Here is a 12,911-nt window from a genome sequence, read left to right as displayed (position 1 = left end):
GCGGGTAGTTTATTGTTTCGTTCGCAAGCGAACTCAACTGACTAAAGTCATCAAAATCAAAAAACATGGATTACAATGTACAAGCATTGTTAATCCATGTTTTATTTTTATTTTTCTAAACCTAATTCATTTATTGCCGCATTAAGCATTTTTGAAGCTATAGGTCCTGCAGTTCTAACTCCATAAGAGTTATCATCTTCCAAAATAACCGCTATCGCAAATTTTGGTTTCTTTGCAGGAGCCGCTGCAACAAACCAAGCATGCGTACTTGTTTTGTCTTTGATTTCAGCTGTACCTGATTTTGCAATTACTGACGTACTTACATTTAGTGTGTCATAACTTTCAGCAGTAGTTCTTAGATAATCTTTTAGTAATTCCATATTTTTTTTGTTACCAACTTCAGACAACAATTCAGGCTTTGTTTCTTTTATTACTTTTCCTTCTGAATCGATGATTTGACTTACCAAATATGGTTTCATCATTTCACCATTATTTGCAACTGCACTCATCGCCATCGCCATATTTAATGGTGTTACTAAAGTTTCTCCTTGTCCGAAACTTGTAGTAGCAATATCAGCGTTACTTTTTGTTTTTGTATATCCATTGACACTTACTGCAACTGGCAAATCAAAAGGAATTTTCTTGCCAAGCATAAACTTAGAAGCATTATCTTCCAAAATTTTATTTCCTAATTTTACACCTTGAGATGCAAAATAAACATTAGAAGATTTTTCAAGAGCTTTTCGCAAATCAGTCTCACCGAACACCGCACCATTATTGTTAGAAATTGTGTATTTGTTGAATTCAATTGTACCGGTATTATCTTCTACATATTTATCAACTTTATCTTCATTTTCTAATATTGCATTACCTGTTATTATCTTAAAAATAGATCCAGGAGTATACATTCCTTGTGTGGCACGATTCAACAATGGAGAAGACTCTTTGTTTAAAAGTTCTTGCCATTGAGTTGAAACGTCATTTGGATTGTAAGATGGACAAGTTGCCATAGCATAAACTTCTCCAGTTGTTGGATTCATCAATACAACAGATCCTTTTTTCCCATCTAATAAATTATACGCCAATTTTTGTAATGTAGAATTAGTTGTCAGTACCAAATCATTACCTTTATTATTTTTTGAACTTACAATGTTTCTCAACTGAGATAAAGGTGTGTCCTTGTTTATGTTTAACAATTGCTTCATGTATGATTTTTCAAGACCAGCTGTACCGTAAGTTTTTGAATTATATCCTGTTATATTTCCATATATATCTGCATAATCGAAAAATCTATAATTCTTACCCGATTGATCTTTTTTTGTTTCTACCAAAACATTTTTGTCTCTATCATAAATAGTACCACGTTCGACCTTATCCTCATCAACCCACAATCTTTTATTATATTCGTTATTTGCAATTTTGTCGGCTTTAACAATTTGAAAATAAGTTAAATACAATACCAATAAAACAAATAAAGTCATCAAGAAAGATAAAACCACAATAATCCTCTTGTTCATTTTATTTTGCATAAATATCTTCCTCTCCTTGATCAGTTGAGCAGAATTGTAAAATTGCAAGGCATATGAACGACATAGCCATTGAAGTTCCTCCATAACTTACAAAAGGTATTGTAATCCCTGTCAAAGGAACCAACTTCATTACTCCCCCGAACATTACCAACCCTTGTATTGCAAAAATAACTGAAATTCCTAGAGCCACAATCTTGTAAAATTTATTTGATTGATACAAAGAAATCTTCATCCCTCTATAAATCAAAATCAAGAACAACATTATTACGCCCATTCCTGTAAAAGTTCCCATTTCTTCGCAAATCGCTGCAAATATGAAATCACTTGTAACTACCGGAACAACATCTGGTCTTCCTAGACCAAGTCCTGTCCCAAAAAATCCACCACTTGCAATCGCAAATAAAGCTTGCGTTATTTGATATCCTATTCCATCGATATTTTTCCAAGGGTCAAGCCAAGTAGAAACTCTTATCCTTATATGTGAAAAAAGCATATACGCAGCTACAGCTCCTGCTATTGCTATTAATAAATTCAACAAAATTAATTTGATATCTTCTTGATTTACTATTTGATATACTAAGAACAAACCGTAGAAAATCATCGCAGTTCCCAAATCTTTTTGCAAGAAAAACATTCCAATGAATAAATAAACGACAATCATCAAGAAATATCTTTTTATTATAGGTAAATATTTTTTATATTTATGTGCAGAGTCTAATTTTATTTTATCTAACATATCAGTATTATAATCATAGCTAGCCAAGAAGAACACATACAATATTTTAGTAATTTCTGATGGCTGAAATCCAATCCCAAAAATACTAACCCAGTTTCTAGCACCGTATTTGTCTTGTGCAAGTACAAGTGTTATTAAAAACATTAGTATGCAACCTATCAGATAAAACGCCGTAAATTTGTACCATTTATTGTAACTCTTTAAAATAAAAAATGTACCAAAAAATAGCAATATTCCAATAGTAAACCACATAATTTGTTTTAATCCTTCATATGGATTAAGTCTGTAAATCATGATTATACCAATACTAAAAAGCATGCAAGCTATCTGCAATATATAGCCGTCACCTTTAGTGATTTTGGTTACGTATTTATTTGCCAAAAACATTAAAATTGTAGCAAACAGAAAATAAACTAAAGCTTTTGAGTCTAATCCTTTTTCGTTCGATCCTAAAGCTAAGAAAAAACCAAATATGTTAAACAGCAATATTAAATAAACAGGTTTTATCATCTTACTATTCACACGCATTGGTTTCAAATTATCGATAAATTCTTTAAATCTGCTATTTTTTTTACGTTTAGTTTGCATCTTTGTCACCATTTACAAACATAAATTCAATTTGTCCGATATCTATCAAATCTTTGTCGTTAAGTCTGGCAGAATTTACTAATTTATTGCCATTTAAAAAAGTTCCATTTGCAGAATTTAAATCCTCTATATAATAATTATTCTTTTCTTTGTAAATACGTGCATGTCTCTTAGATATGAATCTATCTTTTAATGCAACTTGATTGCTGTCGTCTCTTCCTATAGTCGCAGTTCTTCCTATAAAATAATGCTCTTGTATTTTAAAAGGCAAATTTTCTTTTCTATTTATTAGTTTTAAATAAGTATTTGAACTGTAGTTCATATTGTTTGTACCTTTTATGTCCAAATAAATCATCTTGATTATGTTGAAAATAAAATAGTAAATAATTATTACAAACAAATATTTAAAAAACATAGAAATTAAATTGTATAATTTTAAATTTGGAGTAATTTGTATAGAAAAGAATGCATCCAATATGTCAATAATGTATTTCACAGGTTTTCATCCTTTCTCATTTTATCCTAATCTAATATATCATATTTTTGACTTAATAAATGAAAAATAAAGTTACAATTTGTCAAAATTAATCTTCAAATATAACAGAATCATCAGTAAAGCCTTTTATTCTTGCCAACGATTCTATTGTGTAACCTTGTTTTCTTAAATTATCTCCACCCTTTTGAAAAACTTTTTCGATTAAGATTCCTATTCCTTCAACATGTGCATTTGCTTGCGAACAAATATCTATCAAACCTTCCAAGGCTTTTCCATTTGCCAAAAAATCATCAATTAATAGAACACGGTCATTTTCATCCAAATATTCCTTAGAAACCATAACTTCATAACTTCTATTTTTTGTAAAACTAAACACTTCTGTTCTGTAGCAGTTATCACCCAATGTTTTTGAGCTTGTTTTCTTCGCAAATACAACTGGGCAGTTAAATCTAATTCCACAAGCGTATGCGATAGCAATGCCGCTAACTTCAATTGTCAGTATTTTGTTGATTTTTTTATCCTTAAATTTTTCATAAAACTCATTTGCTAAATCTTCAAAAAGAACAGGGTCAATCATGTGATTAATGAACCTGTCTACCTTCAATATATTTCCCGGCAATACTGTGCCATCTTTCATAATTCTCTCTTCAAGTTTTCTCATTTTTCTCTCCTAGAATTTAATATAGTATATTATACATACAATATCAAAAAATCTCAATATCTTCCAATTTAAAAAATATCACTTACCCCAAGATTTAGGAATAAGTGATATTTAGAAATTATTTTACGTTCATCATTTTTTCTTTTGCTGTTTTTTCAATGTCCAAAACTTTTTGTTCAGCTTTTTCTTTAGAATCTGCAATAGAATAAATATATAATTTGATTTTTGGCTCAGTTCCAGAAGGTCTTAACGCATACCATGATCCATCATCATAGTAATACTTTAAAACATTTGACCTTGGAGTATTGTAATCTTCATAATTTACATCATAATCTTTTGTTTCAATCAAATTTGTTTCCCCAATTTTTTCGATAGGATTGTGTCGGAATTCTTCCATAATTCTTCCGATTTTTTCTTGGCCATCCAATCCTTCTAAAACAACAGAAGAAAGTGAGTTTTCATGATATCCAAATTCTTCATACAAATCATTTAATACATCAATCAATGTCTTGTTTTGTTTTTTGTAGAAAGCTAACATTTCTGAAATCATCATTGAAGAACTTACAGCATCCTTATCTCTCACAAAAGTTCCATAAGAATATCCGATACTTTCTTCATATCCAAATACCCAAGATTTTTCGCCAGTTTTTTCGTATTCGTTTGCTTTTCCGCAAACATTTTTAAATCCTGTTAGGGTTTCAATCATTTCAACGCCGTATTTTTTAGCGATTTTGGCCGACAAATCTCCCGTTACTATCGATTTTACTACTGCTGGATTTTCTGGTAAATCGTGTTTTTCGTATCTTTGACTTAAAATATAATTTGTCAACAAAGCTCCAATTTTATTACCATCTAAGAACACGTATTCTCCATCATCAAAAACTTCTACAGCAGTTCTATCTGCATCTGGATCTGTTGCCAATAATAAATCAGCTCCTACTTCTTTTCCAAGATTAATTGCATATTCAAACGCTTCTGGGTTTTCGGGGTTAGGATATGGAACAGTCGTAAAATTACTATCTGGATGTTCTTGTTCTTTTACAACATAAACATTTTTGAATCCTCTTACATCTAGAATATGTCTAACAAATCTATTTCCAGTTCCATTCAATGGAGTGTAGACGATTTTAACATCCTTGTCTATGTTTTCATCATTTATAGTAAGACTTAATACATCTTCAAAATAATCCTTATCAAGATTTTCTCCAAAATATTCTATCTTACCTTCAGCTATTAGTTTTTCGAAATCTCCTATTTTAACTTCTGTAAAACTGTCAATCTTGTCTAAATTACCTAATATTTCATTTGCTTTATCTTCTAGAATTTGACTTCCTTCTTCCCAATAAGCCTTGTATCCATTGTATTCTTTTGGATTATGAGAAGCAGTAATCATAATTCCTGAAATACAATTGAATTTTCTGATTGAGTAAGACAACATTGGTGTTGGTCTAATATCATCAGACAAATAAACCTTTATTCCATTAGACGCTAATACATTTGCTGAAATTTCAGCAAATTCTTTTGAAAACTTTCTAACATCATAGCTAATGCTAACACCTCTTTTAATTGCTTCGTCACCGTAATTTTTGATAGTATCAGCAAGAGCTTGAGTTGTTTTCATTATGTTGTATTTATTCATTCTATTAGTACCAGCTCCGATTTTTCCTCTTAATCCCGCAGTACCAAATTCTAATGATTTGTAAAATCTATCTTTTATTTCTTCATCATTATCTTTTATTGACATCAATTCTTGTCTTGTTTCTTCGTCGTAAGACTCATCGTTTAACCACTCATTATATACTTTTAAATAATCCATAAAAACCTCCTATTGATAATAAATTAAACCTTTATACAAAGATTTTTCTTTAAACCATTTTTCTAAATCATATACTCTCTTCTCGCCCCAATTTGAACATTCTATCTTCCAGCTTTCATCGTAATAAATCGCTGTAATAGTTACCCAATGAAATTTTACATCGGGATTTTTGTGATTTAAAGTAAGCATCAAAACTGGATATCCATTTGCTATTGCACCAATAATGTATGTTACGATGTTTCTGATTTTCCAAGTAAAATTATAATTTTGTGCTACCAAGCTCATACCGTTTTTCTTAGCGTACTTTCTAATACCATTATTCATCGGAAACAAAAAAGGTACACCGTATATTTTGGGCTTAACAAATGTAGAAATCTTATCTGCAAATTTTATATAATCAGTTTTCGATATTGTAGTTGCTATAAAATTTTCTGGAACCAACTTAGAGTATTCTTTCTTGGTCTTTGCAATATAAATAAAAAAATTTGTGATGGCTATTACTGAACAAGCTTTTTTCGTTAGATATTTCGAATGCAAAATATCTTCAAACCATTGTTGATCACCACCATAAAACCCTTCGATATTTAAAATTTTATCTACGTCTTTAAGTTCATATCTGATATTTTTCATTATTACTCCATACTTAAAGAATACACCCCGCTTTTTCTCGCATCAATCAAAATTAAATCATCAGTTATTTCTTGTTTAACTATCTTGTCTTGAAAAACTTTAGTACACTTTTTAAAACCACTAAAATAATCGTTCAAGTCAAATTCAAATTTATCTCCAGAGTTAATAAAAATCAAAAGAAAGCCAACATCATTTTGAATACTAAAACTTATGCAATAATCATTTACATCGTAAAATTTAATTCTTTTTCTTATTTCTTCATCTTTTATTATACTAAATTCCGAATGCATTTTCCTAAATTCGATTAGCGATTTTACATATTGGTAAACTTCTTCATTATCTTTTTTTAATTTCCAATCTACTGCATTAACCTCTAAAGGCAAATTGTAGGTGTTTTTGAATAGCGATTTACTTATCAAAAATTCATTCCCACAGTGAAAAAAAGGAATGCCCTGACTGAACATTATTAAATCAAAACAAAGTTTAGTGGAAGTCTTAATATCTGCATTTGTTTTAAGTAATTTATCTTGAAGAATCAAATTATCATGAGAATTAAAGTAGTTTATGGTTTCATTTGTGTTTTTGCAAAAGCCTTGAATTTTTTGGTTATAATAAACAGATCCGCAAATTCCCGCTTCCAAACTACCTTTGTCCATATTTCCTTGTACAAAACCGATGGAACTATCATCATTATCGCCCTTTATTGCATTTCTAAAAAATGGATTGAAAAACGCAAAATCCTTGCCTTTTTGCAAACCAAAAGTCGTCCTTTTATCTTTTGATAATGGAGAATCATCTGCAATCCAAGGCTCTCCGTAAATTATAACATTTTCATCTTTTCGTCTTAATTTTTTTACAATTTCGTAAGTTGTTTTTAAATCAATTAGTGCCATCAAATCAAATCTAAATCCATCGATGTGAAACTCTTTTTGATAGTAAAGTAAGCTATCAATTATGAAATTCCTAACGAACTCATCCTCAGTATTTAATTCATTTCCGACTCCTGAACCATTTGTAAAATCACTATTTTCATCACGTCTATAAAAACGAGGATAAATCAGATTAAAAGGATGAGATTTATTCCTAAAAGTGTGATTATATACGACATCCAAGATCACCCCGATATTATTTGCATGTAATGCTTGAATCATTTTTTTGAATTCAATAATTCTATTCTTGGGATTTTCTGGTTCAGTGGAAAAACTTCCCTCAATACAATTATAATTTTCTGGATTGTATCCCCAATTGTAATTATCTTGTGCATAATTTTCTGAATTTCTCTCATCAACACCTACAAAATCAAACACAGGCATCAAATGAACATGTGTAATTCGTAAATCTTTCAGGTGATTTATTCCCGAAACATCATTGTCCGAAACTAATCCCAAAAATTTTCCTCGTAAGTTTTCTTGGACTTCGCTTGATGAATCAGAAGAAAAGTCTTTAACAGATAATTCATAAATTATAGCATCATTTCTATTTGATACTTCATATTTTTCATCTTGAAACCCTTTAGGATTTGTAGATTGCAAATCAACTACACAAGATTTTAGGCTGTTGATTGAACAAGCTTTACAAAACGGATCTACAATTTCATACTTATCATCAATTTGATACTTATAGTAAACCCCATCTAAATTCCCTTCAACTTTGACTTCGAAGTATTCTCCAACTTTTTTCATATCAATTGAAGTGTATCTTACATCATCGTAATTTTCGTACAATAATAATTTGACATTATTTATTTCAGGAGCAAAAAGATTAAAAACTGTATAATCTTTATTGTAATTAAATCCTAACTCATACATTCATAACTCCCAAACTATTTATATAATCAATACCAAACTTTTTCGATATTTTAATATTTCTAATCACTTTTTCATTCCATTTACATTCATCCAAGTACATTTTTTGAATTGTATCATTCAATTCTACAAAATTATCCAATGATTTTATAACATTAAAACTGTCGTCGTACTTCTTTATTAAGTTCAAAATCACAAAAAATTCATCAATAACTTTTTGATTTTTCAATTTATCAATATTTTGTAAAATGAAATTCATTGCAGTAGATTCGTTAACTTCCAATCTACCTTCATCAAATTTGAAAACTCCTGAATTATTATCTATTTGATACACATTTTGATAAACGCTATTGTCACTAGCGACTATTATTGCTGCGTTATTCATGAAAGCGTAAGGATAAGTGTTAGAAACATCAAAGTTTTTGTAAGGTATATAATTAAAAACATCGCAAGCTTTAGCAAAATCTGGAACTTGGTCTAACATAATATTCTCTACAAAAACAAGTTTAATTTTTTCTTGTATATATTTATCTGAATTTATTATTTTTGACAATCCAGCGCATAAGCTAATAGTTTTCTTACAAAACAGATAATCAAATGAACTCATGCCTCCTATAAAAAATGTTGTCGAAGTAATTGTTACGTTAACGTTATCTTTTAGTTTTAGATACAAATACAAGATATACAAAACATTCATCACTTGTCTTTTTCCTTCGTGAAAATCCGTTAGTTGCATATTAAAAATACTTTTCGCATTCACATTTTTTAAGTTGTATTTTGTAATTAAATTTTTCTTGTAAATTAATTTTTCTTCAAACAAGTTTTCCTTTTGAATATCATTCCCAAATAAGTTTTCGTTAAATCCATAAGTTTCTACTGATATTTTTCTCGCAATATTTTCATTAATATTAACAAATTCGCTTTTTGACAAAAATCTTTTCTGATATTCAGATCCAACGCTAATTTTTTTGGACATAAAAGCTAGTATATTAAAACAATCCAAATAATTTCCTTGAATAATTTCTGGAAAACCGTTCATTAAAGCTTTTTCATTTAATTGTTGAATAATATTCTTCATGCTTTCATTTTGATACAAATAATTCAAATCCATTTTTTCAAATGATTCTCTGTGTAAATTGATGTTATAGTATCGAAAAATTTTTGTGCACTTTTTAAAACTTTGTTCAAAATCAAATCCTAAGTCCATGAACTTTTGCATAAACTGAATTATCACCAAAGCCATGTTAGTTTCAATTATGTTTATTTGAATATGTTCTTCTATTTCGTTCGTTTTATTAAAAATCTTTAGCTCATCATTAAAAATATCCTCTATTATAGATTCCGATAAAAATTTTTGTTGCAGAAATTTAACATATTTCCCAAATTCATTAATTTCTGGAGTATAAACAAATTGTCGAATTGAGTTGAGTTTATTTTCTTGACTGTAAATGTCTTCTAATTTCCCACATATAAAATTCTCATAATTAAGATTAGGATTTGCTTTTGGTACAAATAATCTTACAAAACTAACGTTGTTTCCTAAATAAGGAATGTCGTGAATTTGTGATTTTACTCTATTATTTTCTATTTCCAAATCATATTCATTTAACCTTTTGAAAACAACGCTGGTTTTCGGCCCGTGAAACGTCGTTTCGATTTGATTATCTTCTACTATTTTCTGTTTGAATTGAGAATTTTTGTAGAAAATAGAATATGCCTTGCAAAACTTACCTTGGTTACTAATTCTCTCAAACAAATCAACTGAAAATCTTCCTATATAACTTTGCCCCAAGTGTAAATCATTTTCGAAATTTACTACATCCTCATATTTTTCACCTAGAATGTGTTGGATAGATTTTTTCAAATTAAGTTTTTCTATATAATGTTGAAACAAATTTTCTAGCATTAATTCAAATGAAACAATGTAGAATCTCTGTGTTTTGTCTCTATAAATATCATTATAATTTTCAGAAATAATGTCTTTTATGACATCATTTAAAGCAATTCTGATTTCAAGTACACTTGCACTTTGAAGATCAACCAATGAATTATATGATAATTTAACTGTCAATAATTTTCTTAGTTGTTCTTCTAAAATAGCTATCATTTAATTAGCTCCTCGTAAAGTTTAATGAATTCCTTTGCTGATTGTTCCCAATCATTTTTAGAATTCATTGCGTGTTCTTGAATTACTTTAAAATCATCATTGTAATAAAAAGATATTGCTCTTCGTAATGTATACAAAAAGTCGTGTGCATTTATATTAGTAAACGAAAATCCATTGCCTTCTTTGGTGAATTCATTAAATGATTGAACTGTATCTCTCAATCCTCCAGTTTCACGTACTACAGGAATAGTTCCATATCTCATTGCAATTAATTGAGATATTCCACAAGGTTCAAATACTGATGGCATCATCAAAAAATCTGCTCCAGCGTATATTTTGTGTGACTCTTCGTTATTATAATAAATATTAGCCTTTAATTTATCTGGAAATTTCCATTCATAGTATTTGAACATTTCTTCATAAGAATATTCTCCTGTTCCCAAAATTATCACTTGAACATCTTCTGTTGTCAAAAACTCATCCATGATGTATCTAACAAGCTCTAAGCCTTTGTTTTCAACTAATCTAGTTACCATTGCAAACACTGGAACGTCCTTTTCTTCTAAGCCATACATCCTTTGTAGTGCTTTTTTATTTACAGATTTGTCTTTGATATTTTTCAAGGAATAATTCTTAAATAAATATGGGTCTGTTTGAGGATCCCAAATAGTCGTGTCAATTCCATTTGTAATTCCAGATATTTTGTAGTGATATTGTCTGATTACTCCGTCTAATCCTTCTCCGAAGAAAGAATATTTTATTTCATCCGCGTAAGTTTTAGAAACTGTTGTGACTTTATCGCTGAAAACTATCGCGCCTTTCATAAAATTAATTGCATCGTAGAATTTCAATGCATCTTCAGAAAAATACATCGGAGATAGATCAGTTTGCCTCAAAGAATTTGAACTGAAAACTCCCTGATATTTTAAATTATGAATCGTAAAAACTGTTTTTATTGACTCATAGAAAGGATCTCCTTTGGCAAAATCTCGTGCATAGACATTGACCATTGCAGTGTGCCAATCATTAGAATGGATAATATCACAATTAAAGTCGATGTATCGTAACAATTGAACGCAAGCTTTTGAAAAAAACACAAATCTTTCGCAATCATCATTTTCTCCATAAACATTATCTCTATAGAAATAATCTTCATTATCTAAGAAATAAAATTCTACACCTCTATGAACGTATTTAAATACACCAACATAATGATGCTTAAAATCCAAATCTACATAAAAACTTCCTTCAAATTTAAATTTATTTCTATATTCTTCACTTATCAATTTGTACAAAGGGATGACCACTTTTACATCATTGCCTTGTTTTTTCATCTCTATTGGTAAAGTTCCTGCTACATCTGCAAGTCCACCAGTTTTTATAAATGGATCAGCCTCTGCTGCACAATATAATATCTTCATTTACATTCCCCTATTTATCTTCCAAAATTGCGTTCTTTTTTAGTTCATATGGATAATTTGGATTACCAACGGCAGTTACATTTTCTTTGATTAGAACTCCTTTGTCTGTAATCGTATTGACAACTACAGCATTTTTTTCAATAATTGACCTTTCAAAAATCACAGAGTTTTTAATAACAGCACCTTCTTGAATCTCCACACCTCTAAAAATAATCGAGTTTTCTACTTTTCCATCAATTTTAACTCCGTTTGCTATTAGAGAATTTTTCACAGAAGCAGAGTCCCCATATAAAGCGGAAGGTTCGTCTTTTGATTTTGTAAGCAACAGACCATTTTTGAAAAATACATTATTGTAAATATCAGCATTTAACAATTTTAAATTCGCATCATAAAATTGTGTCAAATTTCTAATTACTTCGACATAACCATCAATCATGTACACGCCTATTTTTAATTTATCTAAATTAGAAATAATAACATCAATTAATTCATTGGAATTAGAATTTTTAGCTGCATCGTGAATTAAATCTAAGAAAACTTTCTTTTTCATGTATCCTATATTTGTCATCAAGTTAAATTCATCGTCAATTCCCTGATTTGTTCCTATACTAATCAGATTTCCATCATCCAAGTTTAATCTTGTTTCTCCGATGTATAATCCAGTGGCATTATCAACTTTTTTACAGAATAATAATATATCCAAATCTTCTTCGATAAATCTGTCATGTGAAACCGAAAAATCTTCCCTAAATATAACCATAGGATCGTAGAAGTACAGCTCTTCTTCACTAGATCTCAAATAAAAATCTCTAGTTTCATTATATGCTACTATTTCCTTACCTGCATTTTCAAAAGTTGGAGGAAAAATAACAAGTCCATTTCTTCTTCTGTTTAATTCGTAACTTTCACCATTTCCTAAGTGATCTAAAGTTGAACGCATGATTTTTCCACCATATAAAACAACGTTTGAAAATTCATTATTAGCGAAGTTACTCAAAGCGATATCTATAATTCTGTATCTTGCTCCATAAGGAAGCATATATTCAGGTCTAGAATTAGTTAAATATCCAAAATCTTGCCTACTTTTTCCACCGTATATAATTCCAATACAATTTTGCATAA

At 29.4% G+C, this 12,911-nt stretch carries 10 protein-coding genes; all 10 read right to left on the bottom strand.

Annotation, left to right across the window (positions count from 1 at the left end):
* Positions 1-107 precede the first annotated feature (107 nt).
* The 10 genes from ACLUJM_RS07050 to glgD all read right to left on the bottom strand — a co-directional run bounded on the left by ACLUJM_RS07050 (position 108) and on the right by glgD (position 12,909).
* Positions 108-1,529 (bottom strand): peptidoglycan D,D-transpeptidase FtsI family protein, encoded by a 1,422-nt coding sequence (locus ACLUJM_RS07050; RefSeq protein ID WP_294685791.1) that lies wholly within the window; start codon positions 1,527-1,529, stop codon positions 108-110.
* Positions 1,519-2,853 (bottom strand): FtsW/RodA/SpoVE family cell cycle protein, encoded by a 1,335-nt coding sequence (locus tag ACLUJM_RS07045; protein WP_412412507.1) that lies wholly within the window; start codon positions 2,851-2,853, stop codon positions 1,519-1,521. The genes ACLUJM_RS07050 and ACLUJM_RS07045 overlap by 11 nt, the downstream gene beginning before the upstream one ends.
* The gene (locus ACLUJM_RS07040) at positions 2,843-3,349 is read right to left on the bottom strand and encodes an FHA domain-containing protein (protein ID WP_094223582.1); all 507 of its coding nucleotides are present in this window, start codon (positions 3,347-3,349) and stop codon (positions 2,843-2,845) included. Before ACLUJM_RS07040 ends, ACLUJM_RS07045 begins: the two co-directional genes overlap by 11 nt.
* A gap of 88 nt (positions 3,350-3,437) precedes the next feature.
* On the bottom strand, positions 3,438-4,010 hold the full coding sequence (locus tag ACLUJM_RS07035; RefSeq protein ID WP_094223583.1) for a xanthine phosphoribosyltransferase: 573 nt from the start codon (positions 4,008-4,010) through the stop codon (positions 3,438-3,440).
* Between the two features lie 118 nt (positions 4,011-4,128).
* A complete protein-coding gene (locus ACLUJM_RS07030) occupies positions 4,129-5,826 on the bottom strand; it encodes a phospho-sugar mutase (RefSeq protein ID WP_412412506.1) in 1,698 nt (565 codons plus the stop codon).
* Positions 5,827-5,835: 9 nt separating this feature from the next.
* On the bottom strand, positions 5,836-6,456 hold the full coding sequence (locus ACLUJM_RS07025; protein WP_294685798.1) for a hypothetical protein: 621 nt from the start codon (positions 6,454-6,456) through the stop codon (positions 5,836-5,838).
* A 2-nt stretch (positions 6,457-6,458) separates the two neighbouring features.
* A complete protein-coding gene (gene pulA, locus ACLUJM_RS07020; RefSeq protein WP_412412505.1) occupies positions 6,459-8,264 on the bottom strand; it encodes a type I pullulanase in 1,806 nt (601 codons plus the stop codon).
* A complete protein-coding gene (locus ACLUJM_RS07015) occupies positions 8,257-10,368 on the bottom strand; it encodes a glycogen/starch/alpha-glucan phosphorylase (protein ID WP_412412504.1) in 2,112 nt (703 codons plus the stop codon). Before ACLUJM_RS07015 ends, pulA begins: the two co-directional genes overlap by 8 nt.
* Positions 10,365-11,789, bottom strand: coding sequence for a glycogen synthase GlgA (gene glgA, locus ACLUJM_RS07010; protein ID WP_412412503.1), 1,425 nt, complete (start codon positions 11,787-11,789; stop codon positions 10,365-10,367). The genes ACLUJM_RS07015 and glgA overlap by 4 nt, the downstream gene beginning before the upstream one ends.
* Before the next feature lie 10 nt (positions 11,790-11,799).
* Positions 11,800-12,909 (bottom strand): glucose-1-phosphate adenylyltransferase subunit GlgD, encoded by a 1,110-nt coding sequence (glgD, locus tag ACLUJM_RS07005; protein WP_412412502.1) that lies wholly within the window; start codon positions 12,907-12,909, stop codon positions 11,800-11,802.
* Between the last annotated feature and the right edge of the window lie 2 nt (positions 12,910-12,911).

The sequence above is a fragment of the Finegoldia sp. genome, from assembly GCF_046991905.1.
Classification (GTDB): Bacteria; Bacillota; Clostridia; order Tissierellales; family Peptoniphilaceae; genus Finegoldia.
This window is presented reverse-complemented; position numbering and strand designations above follow the sequence as displayed.

Excerpts from the sequence above, each read along its gene's own strand:
- ACLUJM_RS07045 (WP_412412507.1), bottom strand. The coding sequence starts at position 2,853 with ATGCAAACTAAACGTAAAAAAAATAGCAGATTTAAAGAATTTATCGAT.
- ACLUJM_RS07035 (WP_094223583.1), bottom strand. The coding sequence starts at position 4,010 with ATGAGAAAACTTGAAGAGAGAATTATGAAAGATGGCACAGTATTGCCG.
- glgD (WP_412412502.1), bottom strand. The coding sequence starts at position 12,909 with ATGCAAAATTGTATTGGAATTATATACGGTGGAAAAAGTAGGCAAGAT.
- ACLUJM_RS07030 (WP_412412506.1), bottom strand. The coding sequence starts at position 5,826 with ATGGATTATTTAAAAGTATATAATGAGTGGTTAAACGATGAGTCTTAC.
- pulA (WP_412412505.1), bottom strand. The coding sequence starts at position 8,264 with ATGTATGAGTTAGGATTTAATTACAATAAAGATTATACAGTTTTTAAT.
- ACLUJM_RS07050 (WP_294685791.1), bottom strand. The coding sequence starts at position 1,529 with ATGCAAAATAAAATGAACAAGAGGATTATTGTGGTTTTATCTTTCTTG.
- ACLUJM_RS07015 (WP_412412504.1), bottom strand. The coding sequence starts at position 10,368 with ATGATAGCTATTTTAGAAGAACAACTAAGAAAATTATTGACAGTTAAA.
- glgA (WP_412412503.1), bottom strand. The coding sequence starts at position 11,789 with ATGAAGATATTATATTGTGCAGCAGAGGCTGATCCATTTATAAAAACT.
- ACLUJM_RS07025 (WP_294685798.1), bottom strand. The coding sequence starts at position 6,456 with ATGAAAAATATCAGATATGAACTTAAAGACGTAGATAAAATTTTAAAT.